Raw genomic sequence first — 24,419 nt, 5'->3', positions numbered from 1 at the left:
CGCACTCGGCCCTTGCGAACCGAAGTGCGTAGGATCGGTCAAACCGTCACGACGATTTTGCCGAATTGTTCATTCGATTCCAAAAAGCGATGCGCCTCGACGATCCGGTCGAACGCGAAGATTTTGGCGATGACGGGCTTAAGAGCGCCTACCTCCAGGCCTTCGAGGATGAATGCCTTGGCCGCCTCCAGCCGCGCCGGATCGCCGACGACCTCATGGACGAGGTAGCCGCGCAGCGTCAGTGTTTTGCTCAAGACGGCGAATAGCGGGAATGGCGTTTCCTCGGGGCTCAATCCGCCATATTCGATGAGTATGCCGCCCCGTGACATCGCGGCCGTCAATGGCTCGAAGATCGGGCCGCCTATAGGATCGAACACGACCTTTACACCCTCCGGCCCGGCGATATCCTTCAGCCGGGATTTCAGATCCTCCTCGTCGGAGGCGATGACATGGGCCGCGCGGGCTTCGAGCAAGGCCCCTTTCTTGGCAGATGTCCGCGTGACCGCGATGGGAGTTGCGCCAACCATATTGGCGATCTGGATTGCAGCGAGACCGACACTGCTTGATGCCGCAGTGATGACAACGAAATCCTCGCTGCGAAGCTTGGCGAGGTCGACCAGTGCACCGTAAGCAGTGAGAAACGGCATCCAAACGGCCGCCGCTGCCTCCCAACCAAGCGACGGCGGGTGCTTGACGACCAGTTCGGCGGGAAACGTAGCGATTTCGCCGTAGGCCGGCCAGCGGACCATCGATACCGGCGGTACAACGCTGACGGCGTCGCCCGGCGCAAAACCATCCACCCCCTCGCCGATCGCTTCGACGCGGCCGGCAGCCTCAAGGCCGAGACCGGACGGCAGCGTCGGGGTCTCGATGTAGGTGCCCTTGCGCAGAAGAACCTCCGCGCGGTTGAGGCCCAGCGCCTTTACACGGATCTGGATCTCTCCCCGACCGGGCGGCGGAACATCAACATGCTCGATGCGCAGAACTTCGGGACCACCATGCTCGTGAATGCGAACAACGCGTGCCATCCGGCTACAACTCCAAAACGTTTGAACTGAATGAGCTATGCCAAGGCGCAAAACGCGGATAAAGAGCTGCAAGAGCAGCGCAGTCGGAACCAAAGGTTTTTAATCATGGATCGCCTGACCAGCATGGCCGTGTTCGTCAAGGCCGCCGACCTGGGATCGTTCGCGGCTGCCGCAATGGCGCTCGATTTGTCGGGACCGATGGTCGGCAAGCACATCCGGTTTCTCGAAGACCGTCTGGGCGTGCGCCTCATCAACCGCACCACCCGCCGCCAGAGCCTGACGGAGCTCGGGCGTGCCTACTACGAACGCTGCCGGGTGGTGCTGGCCGAAGCCGAAGCGGCCGATGCCCTTGCGGCGGACCAGCTTGCCGAGCCGCGCGGGAAGCTGCGTGTCACGATGCCCGTGCACTTCGGCCGGCGCTGCGTTGCCCCCGTGCTGCTGGACCTCGCGCAGCAATATCCTGCATTGGAGCTCGATCTGTCGTTCAATGACAGTATCGTCGACCTTGCAGAAGGTAGCTACGATCTCGCCATCCGGACCGGCAGTCTGCAGGACAAGGCCGGGGTGATTGCGCGCCGCATCGCGAACCAGCGCATGGTGGTCTGTGCATCGCCGGATTATATCGAGAGGCACGGCCGGCCGCGGCAGATCGAGGATTTGAGCAGGCACCAAGCCGTCGTCTACCGCCGGTCGGGCCCAGTTCCGCCGTGGCTGTTTCCGCGCAGCGGCCAGCCTGACGTGGCGGTCACGCCGCCCAACCGGTTGCGGCTTGATGACCTCGACGCCATCGCAGATGCCATAACCACTGGCATCGGACTGGCTTGGCTGCCCTATTGGTTGGTTCGCGAACGCATTCTGGCTGGCGCACTGGTCGAGCTCCTGCCCGATGAGCCAGGATTTCTTTACAACGCCTATGCGCTTTGGCTGGAGACCCCTCACCTGCCGTTGAAGACCCGTCTCTCCATCGACGCGCTGGCGGCAGCATTGCCCAAGCACATGACATGAAAAAGGGCGGCCTTCGACCCGAAGAGGCTAGAATGGCTCAGGGTCCGTCAGCTGAACGGCCGCTTATCGCTATTTCGTTCCGATGACGGACCGTCCGGTTCCGGCCCCAATCCGGTCACGCACCTGAATAACGCCTTGGCGTCAAGCTGTCATGCCCCAGCCACGGTGGCTGAGAGAGGCGGGCTGTGGCGTATGATCGGCGGTTATACCCGGCGGAAGCTATTCCGCCCGGTGGGGTGCGTGAACCGCAGTTTTGATCGCACCGCAAAACGCCCGACTATCATGTTTAATAATCAGAGAGATAATGGATCAGTTTGTGCGGCAAACGGCGGAGGGAACGCGACTATCGTCAAACCTTCTCTGGGTTGGGAGTATCGTCAGTGCCATTCTGGCGCGACACGGGGAGGATTGGAGGGCGCTTTCACCCAAGGTGCCTGATATCTGCGGAGCCGGCTTTGCCGGTCACACCGGCCGGCCGCATTGCGCGCTAAGATCGCGTGCCAGTCCACGATCACCGTTCAGGGCCCTCCCGTCCAGGTTCGACCGAAGCTTCGGCGGCTCTGATGAACTCCTTGGCCGAGAGACCTGGGGGGATCGGAGGACGGTACGAGACGATTATCGTCCCCGGCCGCTTGAACGGCTGATTGCAGCCCCAGAACCTGCCAGAGTTCACCGCAACGGGCACCACGGAAACGTTCAGCCTGGAGTAGAGCATCCCCACGCCGCGCTTGAAGGCCAATTCGTCCTTGCCGCTGCCGCGCGTGCCTTCCGGAAAGACAAGAACCGAACGGCCCTGTGCCAGGGCTGCTCGACTTTCATCAACCATGGTCTTCAGCGCGCGCATGCCCTCCTCTCGATCGATGACGATCATGGGGGATCGCCTCAGATACCAGCCGAAGACCGGAATCCGGATGAGCTCGTCCTTTGCAATGATCGCCACGTCGGGAACGAGAAGGAGGAAGGCGATTGTCTCCCACGTTGATTGATGGTTGCAGACGATCAGGGATGGTTCGTCGGGGAGGGCTTCACGTCCGTGTTCGACGTGATCGAGGCCCACGACGTGCTTCAAGCCGAAGAGCACGCCGCGAGCCCAATACCGCGTGACCATCCTGATCGTGTGATCGCGCGCGCGCAACAGCGTCAGAATGGGAACGGCGAGGCCGAACAATCCGGTCCACACGGCCAACAGCAGATCGAAAAGTCGGGACCGGATACTTCGAGCAGCATTCTCCCACCAGGAGCTATGCGCGGCGCTTCGGCCGATACCGATCGAGAGGGCTTCCTTCCTCACCGGTGGGCGCTCCCTGTTGGCCGCGTCAACCGCGACCAGTCCATTGCCGAGATCATCGCCGGCTTCGATGACCGAGAGGGCGGCATCGGCGGCGCTTTCCGCGGCTAGACGCCTGTCCGCCATGACAGGCTCTTTCTGGTCATCCTCCGTGCCGCCTTGCGATCTGAACATCGCGGCCGCGATGGCGCGCGCCATTCTTTCGCGTAGCTCTTGGGTCATTTGCGCCATCCTCCTGGGTTTGGCCTGCCGGTGCCAATGGGCGAGTTTGGCAGTGGCGCGATGCGGGTCGACAGCTCAAGCCAGCCTTTCTCTTCGCGTGCTTCGTTTCTTCTTCGGCGGGACGTTGGTCGTTGCTTCCCGAGAGAGACGGAGGGCACGGTGTTAGGGTCCCGATCAAGATCACCTAGCTTGATTATGCACCCTATCTAGCGTTCGCGGGAGGTGTGGAGCCAGTGGTTGTTCTAAATCGCGGTACCGTGGCGCTGCATGAGGTCGCAAGTCTGTTCTGTCAGCGTGAGTGCCGCCCGGATAGATGGCGTCGGAACGCTAGTGGAACAGGCTTGCGCAGCAGGGCTATGATTGATCGTCAAACGATCAGTCTGGGAGCGAAACGTTACGGACGCGATTGCGTTGCCCGCCACGTCCTCCGACCACGCGATCTCGGCCCCCGGCGTGAGGTCGATCTCGTGCGAGACGAGCCTGAGGTCACGGGTTTCGCGCGGGCGCAGCATCAGCCGATGCGGGCCGAGCGAGACCGGGTAGCGATAGGAATAGACCGCCCTGTGGAACGTGGTCAGCAGTTGCACGCGGAAATTCCGGTCCGAGTGATCCCCGCCAGTTCAGATCGCTTCATCGCCGCCGCAAGCCGCCTGTACCGGCCGGCGCTGCGTACGCCAGGCGGTCCAGAAGCCGGTGCTTTCATCTCCGCCTCTGCTTTAGAGCCCGTGGGAGGCACAGACTTCATTGGCGTGGCCTGCTGCTCGTTTTCAAGCAAACGACATGGCATAGCTCCTATGGGTGTCTGCAGCCATCTGCACACCGAAATGATGTAGGTACTCAGCAGAGGTTTTCCTATGGAGCGCCGGGAATCATCGTTGCAATCTATGCGGTCTTCTCTGTCCAGACCTTAAACCGGTCAGCGCGGGCGGCTTGAAGGCTTGCGTCAGAGGCACGTCGGTTGCGTCCCGATCGATCTGCCGGCCGGTCTTCCTTGCGCTGAACGACCGCAGACTTCTTCCCGAGAGCGAAATCGTGGGTGTTCTCAAGGACGCCGCCGCGACGCACGAGAACGCCGCCATCGCCGCCGGTGCCGACGCTGACAGAGAGATGGATCGCGCCGCGACGGCGTTGATCAACGGGATTATCGCCGGCGAAAAGCCTCCGAGCCGAATTATAAGGGGAAGAATACAGGGATCGACAGGACCGCGGCCACGCCGACGATCACGTTCATCGGCAGCCCGATCTTCACAAAGTCGGTGAACCTGTAGTTTCCGGCGCCATACACCAGCGTGTTGGTCTGGTAGCCGATCGGGGTCGCGAAGCTCACGCTCGCGCCGAACATCACCGCCACCACGAATGGGCGCGGGTCGACCCCGAGCTGAGCGGCGAGGCCGATGGCGAGCGGCGTCACCACGACCGCCACGGCATTGTTGGTGACCGCTTCGGTCAGCACCGACGCCAGCACATACACCGCGGCCAGCGCCATAAGCGGTGGTAGCCCCTCCAGCGCCGGCGCCATCGCCTCGACGATGAGGGCGACGGCCCCCGAGTGCTGCAATCCCGTCCCAACGATCAGCATGGAGAAGATGAGCACCAGGACACCAGCGTCGATCGAGGCCCACGCTTCGTCATTGTCTATGCACCGAAGCACGAGAATTGAGGCGACCGCGATCAGGGCGAGCACGCTGATCTCGGCAAGGCCGACGGCGGCGAGCCCGACAACCGCGATAAGCGCAAGCAGAGCGAGCGGCGCCTTGCGTCGACGGAAAGCACGACCCCCTGCTTGTGTGATCGCAGCAAGATCGCCCGCCTCGGTCAGGCGGGCGAAGCCTTCGGGCGTTCCTTCCAGCAGCAACTTGTCTGCCGGGCGCAGGAGTGCGGTCGACAGGTCGGGGCCGAGACTCTCGCCATGGTGGTGGGCGCCAAGCACGCGCATTCCGTAGCGGTGACCCATCGCAAGCTGGGCAATACGCAGGCCCCGGCTTCGGCGCGAGAGAGTCACGATGGCCTCGGCAACCGTCAGATTCGAGGCATCCTCGGCAACCGGTCCCTGACGCAGTCCGATATCCAGGCCTCGGAGGTTCCTGAAGGTCAGAAGTTCGGACGTCGTCACCATGGCGATGATCCTGTCGCCTAGCTCGAGCACGTGTTTGTTCACGCCCTCCCGTATGACACTCGATCGCGTGCGGATGCCGACGATCTCCACTCCCCGGCGGTTCAGGTCGTCGATCTGGCCGATGGGCGTGCCGAGACCTCCGTACCCCTCCCGCGGACGCAGCTCCGTCAGGAAGGTCGCTTCTCCCTCATCTCCCGGGTCAGCCTGATCCCTCCGGTCGGGCAACAACAGCGGGCCCAGGATCAGCAGGGCTAACCCTCCCGTGGCCGCGGCAATCAGGCCCACCGGAGTGATCTCGAGAATTGAGAATGGCTCCATCCCGGTCTCGCGGGCCACGCCGTCCACAAGCAGGTTCGTCGAGGTTCCGATCAACGTGCAGGTTCCACCCAGAACCGCCATGTAGGAAAGCGGAATCAGCAGACGCGTCGCCGCAAGATTGAGGCTCTGCGCCAGACGGATCGCCACCGGGATCAGGACGAGCACAACCGGCGTGTTGTTCATCAGGGCAGACGCCAGCAGCGTCGCCAACAGGAACACGGCTGTACCCACGCCCGGTCTATGGCTCGCTGCGGCGACGACGCGGTTCGCGAGCGCATCGAGTAGCCCGGTCCGGACCAGCGCACCGCTGATTATGAACATTGCCGCAATCGTGATGGGCGCCGGATTCGCGAACGCCGCCAGAACCTCTTCGGTGGGCACCAGGCCGAAGACCACAAACAGCGCCGCGGCCCCGGCGGCGGTCACGTCTGGCGCGAAGCGCCCATACACGAATCCCGCAAACAGGATCAGCAGCAGCCCAAGGGCAAGATAGGGTTGATAGCCGGTGACAAGGTCGGTCAGGGCGTTCTCCGTGCCTCGGATGCCATGATGGTACTCAAGCCCCTCTCACCTGACGACATGTTTGACCAGAGCCCGCAGACTCAGACCCTGAACAATGATGGTGAAGAGAACCACAGCGTAGGTGGCGGCGAGGATCACCGATTTTTCCGCTACTTCCGGGATCGAAAGCGCCAACGCGATGGATATCCCGCCTCGCAATCCACCCCACGTCAGAACTGGGATGGTGCCATGAACGAAGGAATGGGTCGCCCTCAGCGCCGAAACCGGAACCACCACGGCGAAAAAGCGTCCGCAGAGGACCAGCGGGACCGCGATCAGAGCCAACCAGGCAAAATCTGGGCTGAATCGTATTACCAGGACCTCAAGCCCGATGAGGAGAAATAGCACCGAGTTGAGCACCTCGTCGATGAGCGTCCAGAATCCGAAAAGATATCTCTGCGTTTCCTCACTCAGCGCATCACGCGGACCGCGGCCGCCGATCAGCAATCCGGCGACGACGACCGCGATCGGGCCGCTCATGTGGACCTTGGTTGCGAGCGTGTAGGTGCCCGCGACGAGCGCGAGCGAGATGAGGACTTCGACCGGATAATCGTCGATCGCTCGCATGGCTCTGTAGGAAACGAACCCTGCGCCAATGCCAAGGGCAGCGCCTCCGAGCGCCTCGACAAAGAACATCTCCCCAATTTGGAGAGCACTGAGACCGCCGCCTCCTTCTCCAACGGCCGCCGCCAGCAGCACGGTGAAGACCACCACGCCCACGCCATCGTTGAAGAGAGACTCGCCGGCCATGTCGATCTCCAGGGTCTCGGGTACTTGAACCTCCTTCAGCGTGGAGAGCACCGCGACCGGATCAGTCAGGCTGATGAGCGCGCCGAAGACCAAGGCCCAAGCGAAAGATACGTTCGCGCCGATCGCGCCAGCTGCGAACCAGAACCCGACGCTCACGATCACCGTCGAGATCATCACCCCGATGGTCGCCATCGAACCGACGGCCCATGCTCGCCGGCGGAGGATCGCGAGATCCACATGAAGCGCCCCGGCGAACAAGAGAAAGGCCAGCATACCGTCGAGGACCGCGTCCTGAAAATCGACCCGCCGCACCAGCCCGGTGAGATCTTCATAGAGCGCGATGTCAGGGACGGCGAGTTCGATCCCGATCAGCACGAGAGAGGCGACAAGACTCATCGCGAGCACGCCGATTGTGTGCGGCAATCCGATGAGACGATGATTGATCCAGCCGAAGGTGGCCGTGAGCACCAGGAGGATCGCGATCAGATCGAAGGCGGATAGTACCAGGGGTGAGACTCCATCGAGCGGGAAGGAATGAAGTCGGGTTGCGCTATCCGCGTGTGCGGGTATGACCCGATTGCGGCACCATCGAACTGGATGGCGCCGTACCCCGGCTTCCGCTTCAGGAGCGGAGCCTGGGGCCTTGTTCCACCTTTCTTGGCTCCTGTCCCGCGTCGTCGGACGCGTGTCCACCAGGACCAGTCCGGTCCGCCCGCTGCTCCGCCGGGCCCCGAGCCGAGATCAAATTGTTGGCCGCGTTCACAAGACCGACATGGCTGAACGCCTGCGGGAAATTGCCGAGCTGCCTTCGCGCGCCGGAATCGTACTCTTCCGGAAGCAACCCGAGGTCGTTCCGCAGCGACAGCAAATGCTCGAATAGCGCCTCCGCCTCATCCAGCCGGCCCATCATCCTCAGCGCGTCGACAAGCCAGAAGCTGACTGACCATTCTACATGAAAGCTCTTTTTCGCAAACATACGGATGATTAGATGTCCCGCAATCCAAGGCGGTGCGATGGTAGACGCTCTTGGCGTGCTTTTGAAATGCTGCCTGTGTATTGCACAATGGCAGCTTTGCGCGAGATCGCTGTCGGTTAGGCAAAGTGCACCATTATGCAGTTGTGGGCTCAATCGCACCGTTCGTAGCCCCGGACGCCAATGACAGCAACGGGTCGGAACTTCCGGTTCGTTTTTGTCGCGGTAGCGAGGTTAAAGGAACGGCCGCTTGCTGGTAAGTTCGTCCCGATAGCGGACAGTCTTTCGGCCCCAAGACGGTCATTCTCCCGTCGCAGAGCGACCACTGATGGGCAACTGGCCTCGTGCTGACGGCATGACCTCGCCCCAGCATCGGGGGGAACGGTGGTAGCGGATTGGAAATTCAGCTAAGTTACTGATTTTATTATGTGGTAGCGGAGGAGGGACTCGAACCCCCGACACAAGGATTATGATTCCTCTGCTCTAACCAACTGAGCTACTCCGCCGCAGGAGGCGCACAGGGCATCGCCGGTGGGTGACGGGGCCAGGCGCCTTCGAGGACGGGCGGATATAAGGTTGTGCGCGTGGTGGTGTCAAGCGGCTCGGCTGTTTGCAAAGAAGCATTTCGGCTGGGTGGCTGCGACCCTTCGTCGTGGCCTTCATCAGCCTGGGGCTTGAGTTGCGGCGCCGGCGCCGATATGTGTCGGCAACGCTAAATCTTGTGACGATTATATGAAGCCGCGAATCGCAGTCCTGGGGTGCGGGTATTGGGGGTCGAACCATATCCGCACGCTTAAGTCGCTCGACGTTCTGAGCGCCGTGTCGGATGCCAATCGGCCGCGGGCCGAGGGCTTCGCCAGCGAGCAGGACTGCCGCGTCGTCGACCCGGAAGACCTGTTCGAGGACAAGGAAATCGATGCCGTGGTGATGGCGCTGCCGCCGCAGTTCCATGCCGACTATGCGATGAAGGCCATCGCCGCCGGCAAGGACCTGCTGGTCGAAAAGCCGATCGCGTTGACCGTCGAGGATGCCGAAAGGGCGGTGAAGGCCGCGCGCAAGGCGAACCGCATCTACATGGTCGGCCACGTGCTGCGCTTTCACCCTGCCTTCGAGACGCTGAAAACGCTCATCGATGCGGGCGAGCTCGGCGAGGTGCGCTACATCCACTCGCACCGCCTGGGGCTTGGAAAATTCCACACCGAGAACGATGCGCTGTGGGACCTGGCGCCGCACGATCTCTCGATGATCCTGGCGATCACCGGTTCTGCGCCGGTCGAGGTGCGGGGCGAGGGGGCGGCGCTGCTCGATCATTTAAGCGACTTCGCGCATCTGCACATGCTTTTCGAGAACGGGCTGAGGAGCCACCTCTTCGCCTCGCGCCTCAATCCCTATCGCGAGCGGCGGCTGACGGTGGTGGGCACCAAGGCGATGGCCGTGTTCGACGATGTCGAGCCGTGGGGGCGCAAGCTCGCCGTCTATCGCCACGCCGTCTGGCAGGACAGCGGCCAGTGGGCCTTCACGACCAACGAGCCGACCTACGTGCCGGTCGAGGAGGGCATGCCGCTGACGCGCGAGCTGGAGCATTTCATCGACTGCATCGAGACGCGCAGCGAGCCACGCACCACGGGCGAGGAAGCGATCGAGGTGCTGCGCATCCTCACCGCCGGCACGGTGTCGCACGACTGAAGGCGCCTTTCACCGGCCGCTGAGGCGACCGGTGGACGGGCAAGACGAGCTTGAGCTGAACGGCCCTCAGGCCGGCAGGCCTACCAGGCGCGCCAATTGTGCCTCCGCCTCGGCGCGTCGCTCCGAGCGCTCGATGAAGCCGCCGCCGAAGACACGCGCTTCCTCTCCGTCGTCGGAATAGAGCACGCAGGCCTGGCCCGGCGCCACCCCGGCCTCGCCCTCGTGCAACTCCACGAACGCGGTGCCGTCCCGGTGGTAAAGGGTGGCCGGCGCCGGCGGGCGGGTCGAGCGCACCTTCGCGTAGAGATCCATGCCTTCCTCGGGTATCGTCTCCAGCGGCCCGTCGCCCAGCCAGTTCACCTGGCGCAGGGTGAGCCGTCGCGTCTCCAGCGCCTCGCGCGGGCCGACCACGACGCGTGCCCGTTCGGCGTCGAGATGCACGACGTAGAGCGGCTCGCCGGCGGCTATGCCGATGCCCCGGCGCTGGCCGATCGTGTAGCGCAGGATGCCTTCGTGCCGACCGAGGACGCGGCCGTCGATGTGCACGATCTCGCCGGGGGTGGCAGCCTCCGGCTTCAGCTTGGCGATGATGTCGGAATACTTGCCGCGCGGGACGAAGCAGATATCCTGGCTGTCCTGCTTGGCGGCAACGGACAGGCCCATCTCCCCGGCGATCTTGCGGACCTCGGGCTTGGAAAGACCGCCCAGCGGAAAGCGCAGATAATCGATCTGCTCCTGTGTCGTGGCGAAGAGGAAATAGCTCTGGTCGCGGTCGGCGTCGACCGGCCGATAGAGCGCCCTGTGTGCGCCGTTGGTCTTCGAGCGGATATAGTGGCCGGTGGCCAGCGCGTCGGCGCCGAGGTCGCGGGCGGTCTCCAGAAGGTCGGAGAACTTCACCGTCTGATTGCAGGAAACGCAAGGGATGGGCGTCTCGCCGGACACGTAGCTCTCGGCAAAGGGGTCGATGACGGCCTTGCGGAAGCGCTCCTCGTAGTTGAGCACATAGTGGGCGATGCCCAGCGTCTCGGCCACACGGCGCGCGTCGTCGATGTCCTGGCCGGCGCAGCAGGAGCCGGCCCGGTGGACGGCCGCACCGTGATCGTAGAGCTGCAGCGTGACGCCGACCACCTCATAGCCTTCGCTCGCCAGAATGCCGGCCACGACGGAAGAATCGACGCCGCCCGACATGGCGACGACGACGCGTGTGTCCTTGGGCGCTCCCGGCAGGTCGAGGCTGTTCATTGCTCTCAATTCCGTTCCTGATCGCAAGCTACATGGCCAATCTAAATGGCCCAAGCTAAATGGCAACGCGGCGCGGCCGGGTCAAGATGGCCGCCATGCCGCCTCGGCGCATTGTCGGCATTCGAATCAAAATCCGAGCAAATCCCTAACGCCGGATTCACTTGTATTACGCTACTCTTACCACGCGTTTAGGCAATTCTTAAAGCTGCGGCGATATCGTCCCAGCGATTGATTGGGTCTTGGTTCAGTGTAGAGAGTACGATGACCGATCTGGTGCGACCGCGCGTGAAATATGTGATTGGGCCTGACGGCAGCCCGCTGACGATAGCCGACCTGCCGCCGTCCAATACGCGTCGCTGGGTCATCCGCCGCAAGGCGGAGGTGGTGGCCGCGGTGCGCGGCGGTCTGTTGAGCCTGGAAGAGGCTTGCCAGCGCTATCGCCTGACGGTGGAGGAGTTCCTGTCCTGGCAGGCCTCCATCGACGAATACGGCCTTCAGGGCCTGCGCACGACCCGCATCCAGCAATACCGCCACTGAGCGCCAGGGCGGCGGGCCGCCGGCACCGGCTGGTCAGCCCAGTGCCGCTGCGATCGCTCCAAGTTTCTCGATAACCGCGTCTCGTTCCCGCATGGGAACATCCATTTCCGCCAGATAGGCGGAAATGACGATCGGCGCGCGGTCGGGCGGCCAAGCGATTGCGATATCGTTGGCACCGTCCCGGTTGGTGCCGGTCTTGTCGCCGACGCGCCAGCCGGAGGGGAGGCCGGCACGAAGGCGCCTGTCACCGGTCTTGTTGGCGAGCAGCCATTGTGTGATCTGCTTGCGGGACGGGGCCGACAGCGCCGTTCCGAGGACGATCTTTCGCAGGTTGGAGAGCATGGCGGCGGGCGTGGTCGTGTCGCGCGGATCGCCGGGGGACACGTCGTTGAGTGCCGTCTCGTACCGGTCGAGCCGGCTCACCTCGTCGCCCAACGAGCGCGCAAAGGCAGTCAGGCCGGCGGGGCCGCCGAGGCTCTGGAGCAGAAGATTGCCTGCGGTGTTGTCGCTCAGCGTCATCGCCGCCTCGCAAATATCCGCCAGTGCCATTCCCGAACCATCGGCGTGCTTTTCGGTCACCGGCGACCATTCGACCAGATCCACCTTCGAATAGACGATGCGGCGGTCGAGCCGTTCCTTGCCCGCATCCACGCGCGCCAGCACCGCCGCGCATGCAAGCAATTTGAAAGTGCTGCACATCGCAAAGCGCTCGTCTGCGCGGTGGGCGATGCTGGTGCCGCTCCGCGTGTCGAGCAGTGCCAGTCCGAGCCTGCCGCCCGACTGCTTCTCCAGTGCGGCGATGCGTTCGCGCAACTGGTTCTCCGAGGCATATGCATCGGCAAGCGGAGTCGCGGCAAAAAGGGGAAGCGCAATGCCGGCAAGCACCGTGCGCCGGGAGATACCGACTGTCATGCGAGGCTCCGAATCGATTGCGGGGCGGACCGGCCATCGAGGAACGAGCAATTCCGGCACCAATGAGGCATTACCGGGAGAGGGATATGGTCGCGTGGAAATCGTGCCGCGTTCCGGGAAAGGATGAGGATTCCAAGCGCTGCTAGTGCCCGCGTCTCAACCGGTCAGCGCGTGCGCGCCCTCCTCGCCGCCGCGCTGCTTGCCGTCGCGCGATTCCAGCGCCTCGGCTTTTCTGAGCTCGACTTCGGTCTCGGCCAGTTCGTCCTCGGCCTGCTCCTTTTGCTGGGCGAGCTCGGTCTGGGAGGTGCGCAGGTTGTCGCGGCGCAGCCGCGCCGCCTTGGCGAAGGTGGGGTAGGCGAAATGGTTCTGGTCGGTGATGCCGGCCTTGGCCTCCTCGGCGGCAACCTGTGCTTCCAGCTCGTCTGCCATGCGGTTGAACTCGGCGATCATGGCGTCGAGCTGGGCGATACGGCGGCGTTTTTCGTTCACCTGAAACTGCTTCAGCCGGACGAGGTTCGTACGTGACTTCATCTCCAGACTCCCAGAAAACGCGGCCCCATACTGCAAATCCGTCACCGGCCAACGTCGTGTCTTTTGTGCCCGTCAGCCTCGATCCCGCCGATCTTGGAAAACAAAACCCTAAGAATCGCCGCCGACGGTAACCATTCGTTTACGGGCGTTGTTAATCATAAGGCGCAGGACTTAAGGCGCGGTAAAGATGCGCACGGGATCAAAGGTTCATCGCCCGCTTTCCGGGCTCCGTGATCGATGTGAGAAGGCGGCTGGAGCAGGAAAATGGGTGGGCGCGATTCCGTATTTGGATTCAACAGTGTGACTGGGAAAGCTGAAAGGCGATCTTAGCACTTGCAAGGACGAATCAGATTTTGTTAACCATTAAATGGCAGCTTCCGATTCAAGGCATCACTGCTGCGGTGCCCGGATGTCTGCCAGACCCGGTTCGGCGGCGGAAAGGGGACAGGAAATGCGCGTTCTGCTGATTGAAGACGATAGTGCGACCGCACAAAGCATCGAATTGATGCTGAAATCGGAAAGCTTCAACGTCTATACGACCGACCTCGGCGAGGAGGGCGTCGATCTCGGCAAGCTTTACGACTACGACATAATCCTTCTCGACCTCAACCTGCCCGACATGTCGGGCTACGAGGTGCTCAGGACGCTGCGCCTTTCCAAGGTCAAGACGCCGATCCTCATCCTGTCGGGCATGGCCGGCATCGAGGACAAGGTGAGGGGGCTCGGCTTCGGTGCCGACGATTATATGACCAAGCCGTTCCACAAGGACGAGCTGGTCGCCCGCATCCACGCCATCGTGCGCCGCTCCAAGGGTCACGCCCAATCGATCATCACCACCGGAGACCTGGTGGTGAACCTGGACGCCAAGACCGTCGAGGTCGCCGGCCAGCGCGTGCATCTGACGGGCAAGGAATACCAGATGCTGGAGCTGCTTTCCCTGCGGAAGGGCACCACGCTGACCAAGGAAATGTTCCTCAACCATCTTTATGGCGGCATGGACGAGCCGGAGCTGAAGATCATCGACGTCTTCATCTGCAAGCTGCGCAAGAAGCTGGACACGGCATCCGGTGGCCAGAACTACATCGAGACCGTGTGGGGCCGCGGCTATGTGCTGCGTGAGCCCGAGGAAATCCGCGAAAGCGCCTGATCGGCGACGCGCGTCCCCCGAAAGACCCGGCTTATGCCGGGTTTTTTATTGGCCGGCTCGGCGCCCCTTCGCGCCCCCCTCCGTCCTGAGCTTTTCCGAAGGGCCGGACCCCCGCAAAAACACAGCGCCCTATGCCGCCACATCCAACTCGCGAAAACTTTCCAGAAGCTGGGCGCGGGTGAAGGGTTTCAGGATGAACCCCCTGGCGCCGGCCCGCTTGGCGCGCATGATGCGGCCGACGTCGAACTGGCTGATGCACAACACGATGTGCGGCTTGGCCTCGGGATCGAGCGCCACAAGCCGCCGGATGAGGTCGGCCGAATCCATGTCGGGCAGAAGGCCGTCGACGATCATGATCTCCGGCATCTCGTGCCGGCAGATGTCGATAGCCTCGTGAGCGGTGGCGGCTTCCCCGACCAGCATGTCGGGACCGGCAAGAATGCGCTTGGCGACCCTGCGGATCACGCTCGAGTCGTCGACGATCAAACAGCGCTTCATCTTCCGCTCCCTTCAAACCGGCGGTGGCCGCAACCCCCGGGAGCGTATGGTAACGAAGCCTGGTAAATTCGTCGCAAACGGGCTTGGTAAATTGTTCGCTAATTTGCCGTCAGCACGATCTCTTCGGCGGAAGCATGGATGGAGACGGTCATGCCCGTCTCGCGGGCAAGAAGCAGCGTATAGTAGTACTGCACGCTGTGCGCGTCGATCGGCTCCTCGGGCGGCCGGCCCGAATGCAGTTCGAGGAATTTTGGCGGTACACGCATCATGGGTCCGTGCGCGGCGACGGTGAATTTCGGCGCCGTCTCGACATCCTCGAGCCGCACCGTCAGCTTGCCGCCGCGCGGAATGGCCGTATTGGCCACCAGGACTAGGTTCAGGAGCAGCTTCACCTTGTTCTTGGGCAACAGCGCCCGGCCGCCGATCCATTCCAGCTCCGGCTTTTCATTGTGGATGAAGGCCATGGCAACAGTCTGCGCATCGCCGGTGTCGATCTGCATGCCTGCCGAACCCGCTGCGCCGAAGGCGATGCGGGCGAATTGCAGCCGTGCAGAGGCATTCCTGGCGCTGGTACGGATGAGCTGCATCGCATCCTCGTCCGCGCCCCCTTCGTCCAGAAGCTCCAGGCCGTTGCTGATCGCCCCCACCGGCGAGATGATGTCGTGGCACACGCGGCTGCACAGCAACGCAGCCAGATCGGTTGCACTCAGCGAGAGAATGTCATTCATCTTTGAACCGTCCCCAGTCAAAATCCCAATCCCCTAGCGGGCGAAACCGGGCCCACGCCTGCGAATCGCCATATCGACAGGCGCGACTGTCGTTACATATCGCGGGCTGGCCGGCAACAAAGCGCGGCCATATTCGGCGCGGCATGCCCTCTGAAACGTACCATGGCGACGCCATTTTTGGCGTCAGCTTAATGGTTGAAAAAGGATTACGGATTACCTTCCAATTTTCGTAAGAGGCAGCCAAGCCGCAATGGGCCTCGAGCTGCTGCCGCTTCGCAATGGAGATGAAAGCGATGCTAACCAGCCTCTTTAGCCGCGCCAAGGCGCGCCTTGCCGTTGTGGCGCTGGCGATGCTGGGCGCGGCGATCCTCTTGCCCGCGCCCTCTGCTCACGCCCAGAACGGCTATACGATGGACGAGATCATCGACGCCGGAAGCAATTTCTTCGGCACCACCACCGGCGGCCTGGCGACGGTGGTGGAAAAGGTCTTTTCCACCTACGGGCTGCCCAACGGCTACGTGCTGGGCGAGGAGGGATCCGGTGCCCTCATCGGCGGCCTTACCTATGGCGAGGGGACGCTCTACACCAAGAATGCGGGCGATCATCCAACCTATTGGCAGGGACCGTCCATCGGCTGGGACTTTGGCGGCCAGGGCTCGCGCGTCATGGTTCTGGTCTATAATCTCAACGACGTGGGCGAGCTCTATCGGCGCTATGCGGGCGTTGCCGGCTCCGCCTATCTCGTCGCCGGCCTGGGTTTCAACGTGCTCAAGAACGGCCCCGTGCTCATCGTGCCGATCCGCACCGGCGTCGGCGCCCGGTTGGGCGTCAATCTCGGTTATTTGAAGATAACCCAACGGCCGACTTGGAATCCTTTCTGAGGCGGACTGGCGGGCAAACCGGCAAATCCACCGGGACACTGGATTTGCCGCTGCCCGCCGTGGCACAGTAGCGGCCGACAATCGCCGACGGATATGCCCCTGTGATTCAGACCGTTCTATCATTCATTCTCGGTTTCCTCGTCGCGGCCGCGCTGGCTCTAGCGGTGGCGCCGGCGCTGTGGCGGCGTGCCGGCGTGCTCGCGCGCAAGCGCATCGAGGCGTCGATGCCGCTGTCGCGCGAGGAATTGCAGGCCGAGATCGACGCCGTCAGGGCCGGGTATGCCATGACGACGCGGCGGCTGGAGATGAAGGCGGAAGCCATCAAGAAAAAGGCCGCCCAGGATCTGGTTGAGATCAACGTCCAGCGCGAGGAGGCGAGGCGGCTTGGCGAAGAGTGCGCCGCGCGCGACGAGGCGCTGGCCGCCCTGCAGGCGCGGCACGACGATATCGCCAGGCAGCTTTCCGAGCGTGAGGCGGGGATGAAGGCATTGTCGGCGAAACTGCCGGCGGCCGAGCGGAGCCTGGCCGAGCGGACGGCGGAAGTCGAGGAGCTTTCGCGCCTCTACGAGGAGTCGAGCCTTATCGCCAGCAGCCACCAGGTAGAGCTGGTGGCGCGCGAAGCCGATATCGAGCGGCTCAACGACACGATCACGCGCTTGCGCAACGAGGCCAGGGAAGCCGATCGGGCGAGACGTGCCGCGGCCTCCGAGAAGACCAAGGTGGAGGAGGCCCTGAACGTCGCGCGCAAGCGTTCCGAGGAACTGGAACGCAAGCTCGAGCGTATGATGACCAATCTGTCGACGCGCGACGAACGGTTGGAGCGGCAGGAAAAGGAGATCGCGCGCCTGAAGCGGAAGATCAGGGAAGCCGCGGGCGGCGATGACGGGAGGTCGAGCCTGCTCGTTGACGCGGAAGAGGCAAAGGCGCGGCTGGAGATGCAGGTGGCCGATCTTTCACTGCAAATATCGACCCTACTGGCCCAGGAAGGTGGGGAAGGAGGTGAGATGTCCACAGCAAGGAAATCGGAGGTGGAACGGCTGCAGTCGCGGCTTGCCGCCTTGATGCGCGAGAACAAGAAGCTGCGGGCGGCGATCGCCGCTGCGGACGAGGGGCCGGGCGACGACGCCCTGCGCGAGCAAATCTCCAGCTTGGCGGCGGAAGTGGTGAACATGGCCGCCGCCCTCGAAGGTCCCGGCTCGCCCATCGAAAAGGCGCTTTCGGAGCTGCCGCCGGCACCGCCCGAGGACGAGATCCGCCCACCAAGCCTGGCCGATCGCGTCCGCACCCTCCGCGAGGGCTCGGCGCCGGCAGAGTAGCACTACAGTTGCACCTAAAGAGCGCGAGAAAAGCGCATGCGGGTCGCTTTACCAATGCCGACAAAAGGCAACTGTAGAGATAGGCTCTACGTTTCCACCCAAAGCCGATGCAGCGCGATGGCCGATGCGGCGGCCACGTTCAGGCTGTCGAAGTCTTCGCGCATGCCGATGCGCACCGAGGGAAGGCGGTCGAGCAGCGTTGCCGGCAGTCCCGGCCCCTCCGCACCGAGCAGGAGCGCTGTACGCGGTGCCCGCTTCACGGTGTCGATCTCCCGCGTCCCCCGGGGGCTCAAAGCGAGAATCTTGAAATCGCTCTCTGAGAGTGCTTCGACAAGCGCTTCCGCGCTGTCGCCCCGCGCAAAGGGCACTTTGAGCGCAGCGCCCACCGAAACGCGGATCGCCTTGCGGTAGAGCGGGTCGCAGCAGCCGGCGTCCATCAGCACCGCGTCGGCGCCGAAGGCAGCCGCGTTGCGGAGGATCGCGCCCATGTTGTCGTGGTTGGCAATGCCCGAAAGCGCCACCACCAGCGCCCGCTCCGGCAGGCGGGCGATAAGCGCCTCCACACTCTCTTCCTCTCCGCGTTTGCCGATGGCCAGCACGCCGCGATGCATCGGAAAGCCGGCAATGGCGTCCATCACCGCACCGCCCGCCACATAGACCGGCACGTCCTGCGGCACGTGGTCGATGAGTTCGCCCATCCCAGCCACCCGGCTCTCGCGCAGAAGCACGGACTCGGCTTTAAAGCGGGCGGTGGAGAAGAGTACGTTCAGCACCACCTTGCCCTCGGCGACGAACCGGCGCTCGCGGCCGACAAGGTCACGCTCGCGGATGTCGCGGTAGGCGGAAATCCGTGGGTCTTGCGGATCGTCTATGGGGATGAGCGCGCGGGACATGGCCTCAGCCGCCGCGCGCCTTCTTCGCCATCGCAACCAGCACCGACCGCACCTCGGAGGCATCCTTCAGCGGTGCCTCGAAGAAGACGCGCCGCGCTTCGTCGCCCTTGGCAAGGTCGATACCTTCCGGATCGATGCCCGTCAGCACCCAGCTTCCCGCCTCGGCGTCGCCGAATGCGGTTGCGTAGTTCTCCACCGCGTCCGCGTGGTCCTCGTTCATATGCTCGACGGCCCTCTGCTCCATCTCCAGAAGCGCCGCCGAGGCAGTGCCCTCGGCCAGAAGCTCCTCGCGCTTCAGCCTATAGGCGCGGGCGAAGCCGCCGTTGAGCAGTCCGCCCTCCGGCTCCAGGCGGAAGAAGGAGAAATCCGCAAAGCCGGCATAAAGCTTCGCCTTCGGATGCCGGTTCAGATACCGCCGTTCCGCATGCGCCGCATCGGCAGTACCGCGCGCCAGCCTCTCCGCTCGCGCTTTCAGCGTCAGGCGCGGGTGGGCGAGCGGGTCGCCCTTGCCGGGCTCGCCGACCAGCAGCGAACAGCGCGGGTCCGCCGCAAGTGCCGCCGTGTGGGCCGATAGCGCGGAGATGAGGATCAGCGGCGCTCCATCCATATCGGTCGCAACCGCCACCCGCGTTGCCAGCGGCGCGCCGTCGGCGTCGAGCGTGGCCAGCGCGCCGAAGCGGGCGGTGCGCAGAAGCGTCTTCGCCAGCCGGATCGCCTCCGCGTCGGTTTCAAGAAATGGATCGGCCTTCGCCATAGCCCATGCTCCTTCTATTCGGAGCCTTCGCCGATAACGCCTGCCTCTTCAAGGGTTTTCCGTTCCGCGGCGGAGACGCCGAAACGAGAAAGCGACACGGCGGGCTCCGCCGGCTCCGCCCGCTGCGAGGGCGTGCGTGTAAAGCGCGGCGCGGGCGCAGGGCGGGTGAAGCCGTCCCGCGTCTGATGCACCGCGCGGACGCGATTGTGCGGATGATCCGTCGCTTCCTTGAGCGAGAGCACCGGCGCCACGCATGCATCCGTCGCCTCGAACAGGGCCGTCCACGCGTCGCGGCTTTTCTCGCGGAAGCGCGCAGCGACCGCCGCCCGCATCTCCGGCCACAACGCGCGCTCGTATTGTCCCTCGACAAACCGCTCCTCCAGCGGCAGGAGCCGTGCGAATTCGGCAAAGAACTGCGGCTCCAGGCAGGCGACCGCGACATGACCGCCATCCGCCGTTTCGTAGGTATCGTAAAACGGCGCGCCGCCGTCGAGCAGGTTTTCACCGCGCCCTTCGCGCCAGAACCCCGCCGCCATGAAGCCGAAGAAGGGGGCTGCCAGCATCGACGCCCCGTCGACCATCGCCGCGTCCACCACCTGCCCTTTGCCCGACCGCTCCCGCTCGAAAAGGGCGGCCAGCACGCCGGCAATGAGAAACATGGTGCCGCCGCCATAGTCGCCGACGAGATTAAGCGGCGGCACGGGCTTGCCGCCCTTCGGCCCGATTGTGGAAAGGACGCCCGCCCAGGCGAGGTAGGTGAGGTCGTGGCCGGCGCGGGCGCTGAGCGGCCCGTCCTGGCCGAAGCCAGTCATGCGGCCGTAGACGAGCCGTGGATTGCGCGTCAGCGCCACCTCCGGCCCGGCTCCCAACCGTTCCATCACGCCCGGGCGAAACCCCTCCAGAAGCACGTCCGCACCCTCAAGGAGCCGCAGCAGCAGCGCGCAGCCCTCCGGGTTTTTGAGATCGAGCTTCAGGATCTTCCGGCCATGGCGTTCAAGATCGTATTCGCGCGGCGCGTCGAGGAAGGCGCGGCCGGCGTTCTTGCGTTCGATGCGCAGCACGTCCGCGCCCATCTCCGCCAGCATCAGGCCGGCCAGCGGCACCGGCCCAAGTCCCGCCATCTCGACAACGGTCAGGCCGGATAGCGGGCCGCTTCTGCCGGCGTCTCCCATCCTATCGCGGCGCCATCCGGATGGCGCCGTCGAGCCTGATCGTCTCGCCGTTCAGCATCTGGTTCTCCACGATGTGGCAGGCAAGCGCTGCATATTCCGAAGGCTCGCCCAGCCGCGGCGGGAAGGGCACCTGTTGGCCGAGCGAGGCCTGCGCGTCTTCCGGCAGGCCGGCCAGCATCGGCGTCTTGAAGATGCCGGGCGCGATGGTGCACACGCGGATGCCGGCGCGGGCGAGGTCACGCGCGACAGGCAGCGTCATGCCAACAATGCCGCCCTTCGAGGCCGAATAGGCGGCCTGGCCGATCTGCCCGTCGAAAGCTGCGACGGACGCCGTGTTGACGATGACGCCGCGCTCCTCGCCCTCGAGCGGCTCCAACTCCTGCGCCTGAGCGGCAAAGAGGCGGATCATGTTGAAGGAACCGATGAGGTTAACCTCGATCACCTTGCGGTAGAGGTCGAGCGGATGCGGCCCCTCCTTGCCCACCGTCTTCATGGCGACGGCAATGCCGGCGCAGTTAACGAGAATGCGCGGGCTACCGAGCTTCTCCGTGACCGCGGCAATCGCCGCCTCGCCATCCTCCGCACTTGTCACGTCGCACCTGACCGCCAGCCCGCCGATCTCGCCGGCCACCTTTTCCGCCCGTTCCATGCCGACATCGGCAAGCGCCACCTTGGCGCCTCTTTCCGCCAGCGCCCTGGCCGTCGCCTCGCCAAGGCCCGAACCGCCGCCCGTGACGAACGCGGTGATGCCGGATGGGTTCATGAATTGCCTCCCTTGGATTGCGGCCGTCTCTAGAACAGCCCTTCGATATAGCCTTGCTCGTTAAGGAATATCTTCTCCGCCGATGGCGTGCGGGGCAAGCCCGGCATGGTCATGATCTCACCGCAGATGGCGACGATGAAGCCCGCGCCCGCCGAAAGCCGCACCTCGCGCACCGGCACCACGTGCCCCGTCGGCGCGCCGCGCAGGTTCGGATCCGTCGAGAAGGAATACTGCGTCTTCGCCATGCATACCGGGAGGTTGCCGTAGCCCTGATCCTCCCACTGCTTGAGCTGGGCGCGCACGGATTTGTCGGCGATCGCCTCCGAGCCGCGATAGATGCGCTTGACGATGGTGTCGATCTTCTCGAAGAGCGGCATGTCCTCGCGGTAGAGCGGGGCGAATTGCGAGGTGCCGCCCTCGGCGAGCGCCACCACCTTGCGCGCCAATTCCTCGATCCCTGCGGAGCCCTCGGCCCAGTGCCGGCACAGCACCGCCTCCTCGCCCTGCGCCGCCACATAAGCCTTCACCGCCTCGATCTCGGCCTCGGTGTCGGTATGGAAATGGTTGATGGCGACGATGGCCGGCACGCCGAACTGCTTCACGTTCTCGATGTGGCGGCCGAGATTGGCGCAGCCCTTCGTCACCGCCTCGACATCCTCCGCGCCCAGTTCCTCCTTCTTCACCCCGCCGTTCATCTTCAGCGCCCGTATGGTGGCGACGATGACGGCGGCCGAGGGTTTGAGGCCGGCCTTGCGGCACTTGATGTCGAAGAATTTTTCCGCGCCGAGGTCGGCGCCGAAGCCGGCCTCCGTCACCACGTAGTCTGCGAGTTTCAAGGCCGTCGTGGTGGCCATGACGGAGTTGCAGCCGTGCGCGATGTTGGCGAAGGGCCCGCCGTGGACGAAGGCGGGATTGTTCTCCAGCGTCTGCACGAGATTGGGCTGCAGCGCGTCCTTCAGGAGCACGGCCATGGCGCCGTCGGCCTTGATGTCGCGGGCGAAGACCGCGCTCTTGTCGCGGCGGTAGCCGACGATGATGTCGCCGAGGCGCTTTTCGAGATCATGCAAGTCGGTGGCAAGGCACAGGATGGCCATCACCTCCGAAGCGACGGTGATGTCGAAGCCGGTCTCGCGCGGAAAGCCGTTGGCCACGCCGCCTAGCGAGACGACGATCTGGCGCAGTGCCCGGTCGTTCATGTCCATGACGCGGCGCCAGGCGATGCGGCGTGTGTCGATGTTTTCCGCGTTGCCCCAGTAGATGTGATTGTCGATGAGGGCGGACAGAAGATTGTGGGCCGAGGTGATGGCGTGGAAATCGCCGGTGAAATGCAGGTTCATGTCCTCCATGGGCACGACCTGCGCATAGCCGCCGCCGGCAGCTCCCCCTTTCATGCCGAAGCAGGGGCCGAGAGAGGCTTCGCGGATGCACACGGCAGTCTTCTTGCCGATGCGGTTGAGGCCGTCGCCGAGGCCGACGGTGGTCGTCGTCTTGCCTTCGCCGGCGGGCGTGGGGTTGATGGCCGTCACGAGGATGAGCTTGCCGTCGCCGTTCCTGCGCGCCTCGGCGATGAATTCGGCCGAGACCTTCGCCTTGTCGTGGCCGTACGGCAGAAGGTGCTCAGGCGGGATGCCGAGCCTCGCGCCGATCTCCTGGATCGGCTTCTTCCTTGCCGCGCGCGCGATTTCAATATCGGACTTCACCTCGGCCATGCGTCTCCTCCTCGATTGCCGTCGGCTGGGATGTGCCTGCCACACCTGCCGGTTTCAGGCAATAAGGGCCCGCAAGGCTGCTCCGTGCCATCCCGAAAAAGGCGGATAATGCGCGAAATGCGACAGAGGGAGGGAGTGGTGAATAGTGAGTAGAGAGTAGTGGTGCCGAGCGGCGTTGCCGTGCTTGCGTTGTAGAGGGAAGCGCCGGCATCTCCGCGTCCCACTACTCACTATTCACCACTCACTCCGTGTCACCGATCCAGCACCTGCCTCAGCTCCACCAGGTTCGACCGAACCCGCAGGATATAGAACCCCATGGTCGCCAGATGCGTGGGCATGATCCAGCCGGCTTCGCGCCCGTTGGAGATGATGAAAGGGGTGATGTTGAGGGCGGCGCGGAGCTGGTTCTCTGTCGTGTCCCACAGCGAGCCCAGCGAGCGTTGCGCCACGACATCCTCGAAATCCGCCCGTGCCGCGTGAAGCAGGCCGTAATAGCCGTAGAGCTGGCCGTAGGCGAACCAGAAGCGGTCGTCGGCGCGTGTGTCGAACCAGCCGCTGTTATAGTTCTCCGAGCGCTCGCGCAGGATGGCCGAGGTGGAGCCGATGTCGTTGGCGATGCGGTCGAGAAACTGGATGAGATTGTCGGCGCGTGCGTCGAACACGGCGTCGCAGGCCTCCAGCCGGTCGTTGAAGGCGCGCAGCGAGGTGATCGCCGTGCGGTAGAATCCCGGCGTCGGCGTCTTGGGGCCGAACGGGGAAAGCCCGAAATACCAGGCGTCCTCCGAGAACTGGATGCTCTCGCGCGCCTTCTGCAGGTCGCCGTCGATCTGCGAGGTGCCGCGCACGCGGCCGAGCGCGTCGACCAGTTCCACCGAGGTCCGCCGCACCGCCTGGTTGACGCCGCGCTGGAAGGAGGCCTTGTTGTCGAAGAATGGCGTGTCGTCCCAGTCGAGGCCGAAGAAGCCGAGCTTGTAGAGAAGCATGGAGGATATCCACGCGTTCTGGTTGACGTTGATATCGGTGAGATCGGCGGCGACGTCGGCGATGGCCGCGCGGCCGCATGTGCGCGGTCCCTCCTCGCCCGTCGCGGCCACCGGCTCGCCGGCCGATACGCCTCGGTTCGTCAGATCATAGGCCTGAACGTAATCCCGGTCGAAGCCGGTCCACACCTGGGTCTGCCAGAAGAAATAGGCGTAAAGCCCGATGAAAAGGACAACGACGGCGCCCACCACGCCGCGCACGATCCACCCCCGGCGCTTGTACCAGCGGCCGAGCGCCAAGAACGGCCAGACAAGCCACGCCAGGAAGCGGCCGATGCCGCGGCCGAGCGCGGCGAATATGCGGGCAAAGAAATCGACGATCGAACCGGACACCAAGCGCCTCCCTCAG

The 24,419-nt window shown here is 64.0% G+C and carries 22 protein-coding genes, 1 tRNA gene and 1 pseudogene; 6 read left to right on the top strand and 18 right to left on the bottom strand.

What is annotated here, in order from left to right:
• Positions 1 to 38: 38 nt before the first annotated feature.
• Complete coding sequence (locus GM910_RS08695) at positions 39 to 1,028, bottom strand: zinc-dependent alcohol dehydrogenase family protein (RefSeq protein ID WP_159587206.1); 990 nt, start codon at positions 1,026 to 1,028, stop codon at positions 39 to 41.
• Positions 1,029 to 1,133: 105 nt separating this feature from the next.
• Here GM910_RS08695 and GM910_RS08690 point away from each other — a divergent pair, with 105 nt between their 5' ends.
• A complete protein-coding gene (locus GM910_RS08690; protein WP_159587205.1) occupies positions 1,134 to 2,033 on the top strand; it encodes a LysR family transcriptional regulator in 900 nt (299 codons plus the stop codon).
• A gap of 511 nt (positions 2,034 to 2,544) precedes the next feature.
• Here GM910_RS08690 and GM910_RS08685 read toward each other — a convergent pair.
• The 6 genes and pseudogenes from GM910_RS08685 to GM910_RS08660 all read right to left on the bottom strand — a co-directional run bounded on the left by GM910_RS08685 (position 2,545) and on the right by GM910_RS08660 (position 8,767).
• Positions 2,545 to 3,519, bottom strand: coding sequence for a lysophospholipid acyltransferase family protein (locus tag GM910_RS08685; RefSeq protein ID WP_246225920.1), 975 nt, complete (start codon positions 3,517 to 3,519; stop codon positions 2,545 to 2,547).
• 266 nt (positions 3,520 to 3,785) lie between these two features.
• Positions 3,786 to 4,130: a transglutaminase N-terminal domain-containing protein gene (locus tag GM910_RS08680; protein ID WP_159587127.1), complete on the bottom strand. Its 345-nt coding sequence runs from the start codon at positions 4,128 to 4,130 to the stop codon at positions 3,786 to 3,788.
• A gap of 584 nt (positions 4,131 to 4,714) precedes the next feature.
• The gene (locus tag GM910_RS08675) at positions 4,715 to 6,427 is read right to left on the bottom strand and encodes a sodium:proton antiporter (protein WP_246225919.1); all 1,713 of its coding nucleotides are present in this window, start codon (positions 6,425 to 6,427) and stop codon (positions 4,715 to 4,717) included.
• Positions 6,428 to 6,544: 117 nt separating this feature from the next.
• Positions 6,545 to 7,756 (bottom strand): cation:proton antiporter, encoded by a 1,212-nt coding sequence (locus GM910_RS08670; protein WP_246225918.1) that lies wholly within the window; start codon positions 7,754 to 7,756, stop codon positions 6,545 to 6,547.
• 154 nt (positions 7,757 to 7,910) lie between these two features.
• Positions 7,911 to 8,225: pseudogene (locus tag GM910_RS27165) on the bottom strand (glycoside hydrolase family 15 protein); the annotation flags it as partial.
• A 465-nt stretch (positions 8,226 to 8,690) separates the two neighbouring features.
• Positions 8,691 to 8,767: transfer RNA gene (locus GM910_RS08660), tRNA-Met, on the bottom strand.
• Positions 8,768 to 8,993: 226 nt separating this feature from the next.
• Here GM910_RS08660 and GM910_RS08655 point away from each other — a divergent pair.
• Complete coding sequence (locus tag GM910_RS08655; RefSeq protein ID WP_159587126.1) at positions 8,994 to 9,947, top strand: Gfo/Idh/MocA family protein; 954 nt, start codon at positions 8,994 to 8,996, stop codon at positions 9,945 to 9,947.
• A gap of 66 nt (positions 9,948 to 10,013) precedes the next feature.
• Here the strand turns inward: GM910_RS08655 and mnmA are convergent, their stop codons facing one another.
• Positions 10,014 to 11,189 (bottom strand): tRNA 2-thiouridine(34) synthase MnmA, encoded by a 1,176-nt coding sequence (mnmA, locus tag GM910_RS08650; RefSeq protein ID WP_159587125.1) that lies wholly within the window; start codon positions 11,187 to 11,189, stop codon positions 10,014 to 10,016.
• A 261-nt stretch (positions 11,190 to 11,450) separates the two neighbouring features.
• Here mnmA and sciP point away from each other — a divergent pair, with 261 nt between their 5' ends.
• Positions 11,451 to 11,726, top strand: coding sequence for a CtrA inhibitor SciP (gene sciP, locus GM910_RS08645; RefSeq protein ID WP_159587124.1), 276 nt, complete (start codon positions 11,451 to 11,453; stop codon positions 11,724 to 11,726).
• Between the two features lie 33 nt (positions 11,727 to 11,759).
• Here sciP and bla read toward each other — a convergent pair whose 3' ends face one another.
• Together bla and GM910_RS08635 are read right to left on the bottom strand one after the other, a co-directional pair.
• Positions 11,760 to 12,638: a class A beta-lactamase gene (gene bla / locus GM910_RS08640; protein ID WP_159587123.1), complete on the bottom strand. Its 879-nt coding sequence runs from the start codon at positions 12,636 to 12,638 to the stop codon at positions 11,760 to 11,762.
• A 156-nt stretch (positions 12,639 to 12,794) separates the two neighbouring features.
• A complete protein-coding gene (locus GM910_RS08635) occupies positions 12,795 to 13,169 on the bottom strand; it encodes a flagellar export protein FliJ (RefSeq protein ID WP_159587122.1) in 375 nt (124 codons plus the stop codon).
• A 451-nt stretch (positions 13,170 to 13,620) separates the two neighbouring features.
• On the opposite strand from GM910_RS08635, the gene ctrA reads away from it, so the two are divergent.
• Positions 13,621 to 14,316, top strand: coding sequence for a response regulator transcription factor CtrA (ctrA, locus tag GM910_RS08630; RefSeq protein ID WP_159587121.1), 696 nt, complete (start codon positions 13,621 to 13,623; stop codon positions 14,314 to 14,316).
• A 129-nt stretch (positions 14,317 to 14,445) separates the two neighbouring features.
• On the opposite strand, the gene GM910_RS08625 is transcribed toward ctrA, so the two are convergent.
• Positions 14,446 to 14,814 carry a response regulator gene (locus GM910_RS08625; protein ID WP_159587120.1) on the bottom strand — a complete coding sequence of 123 codons (369 nt, stop codon included), beginning with the start codon at positions 14,812 to 14,814 and terminating at the stop codon, positions 14,446 to 14,448.
• Between the two features lie 98 nt (positions 14,815 to 14,912).
• Positions 14,913 to 15,542: a histidine phosphotransferase ChpT gene (chpT, locus tag GM910_RS08620; RefSeq protein WP_159587119.1), complete on the bottom strand. Its 630-nt coding sequence runs from the start codon at positions 15,540 to 15,542 to the stop codon at positions 14,913 to 14,915.
• 350 nt (positions 15,543 to 15,892) lie between these two features.
• Between chpT and GM910_RS08615 the strand changes: the two genes are divergently transcribed.
• The gene (locus tag GM910_RS08615) at positions 15,893 to 16,423 is read left to right on the top strand and encodes a DUF1134 domain-containing protein (RefSeq protein ID WP_425482664.1); all 531 of its coding nucleotides are present in this window, start codon (positions 15,893 to 15,895) and stop codon (positions 16,421 to 16,423) included.
• 101 nt (positions 16,424 to 16,524) lie between these two features.
• Entirely contained in the window at positions 16,525 to 17,739 is a 1,215-nt protein-coding gene (locus GM910_RS08610) for a coiled-coil domain-containing protein (RefSeq protein ID WP_159587117.1), read from the top strand.
• An 86-nt stretch (positions 17,740 to 17,825) separates the two neighbouring features.
• Here GM910_RS08610 and GM910_RS08605 read toward each other — a convergent pair whose 3' ends face one another.
• The 6 genes from GM910_RS08605 to GM910_RS08580 all read right to left on the bottom strand — a co-directional run bounded on the left by GM910_RS08605 (position 17,826) and on the right by GM910_RS08580 (position 24,403).
• Positions 17,826 to 18,632, bottom strand: coding sequence for a TrmH family RNA methyltransferase (locus GM910_RS08605; protein WP_159587116.1), 807 nt, complete (start codon positions 18,630 to 18,632; stop codon positions 17,826 to 17,828).
• A 4-nt stretch (positions 18,633 to 18,636) separates the two neighbouring features.
• The gene (locus GM910_RS08600) at positions 18,637 to 19,386 is read right to left on the bottom strand and encodes a HugZ family pyridoxamine 5'-phosphate oxidase (protein WP_159587115.1); all 750 of its coding nucleotides are present in this window, start codon (positions 19,384 to 19,386) and stop codon (positions 18,637 to 18,639) included.
• Positions 19,387 to 19,400: 14 nt separating this feature from the next.
• Positions 19,401 to 20,558, bottom strand: a complete 1,158-nt coding sequence (locus GM910_RS08595; RefSeq protein ID WP_159587114.1) for a CaiB/BaiF CoA transferase family protein — start codon at positions 20,556 to 20,558, stop codon at positions 19,401 to 19,403.
• A 1-nt stretch (position 20,559) separates the two neighbouring features.
• Positions 20,560 to 21,321: a 3-hydroxyacyl-CoA dehydrogenase gene (locus GM910_RS08590; protein WP_159587113.1), complete on the bottom strand. Its 762-nt coding sequence runs from the start codon at positions 21,319 to 21,321 to the stop codon at positions 20,560 to 20,562.
• A 29-nt stretch (positions 21,322 to 21,350) separates the two neighbouring features.
• Complete coding sequence (locus GM910_RS08585; protein WP_159587112.1) at positions 21,351 to 23,030, bottom strand: formate--tetrahydrofolate ligase; 1,680 nt, start codon at positions 23,028 to 23,030, stop codon at positions 21,351 to 21,353.
• Positions 23,031 to 23,281: 251 nt separating this feature from the next.
• Entirely contained in the window at positions 23,282 to 24,403 is a 1,122-nt protein-coding gene (locus tag GM910_RS08580) for a DUF2333 family protein (RefSeq protein WP_159587111.1), read from the bottom strand.
• Positions 24,404 to 24,419: the final 16 nt, after the last annotated feature.

Origin of the sequence: Chelativorans xinjiangensis (assembly GCF_009812055.1) — a bacterium.
GTDB lineage: Bacteria > Pseudomonadota > Alphaproteobacteria > Rhizobiales > Rhizobiaceae > Chelativorans > Chelativorans xinjiangense.
This window is presented reverse-complemented; position numbering and strand designations above follow the sequence as displayed.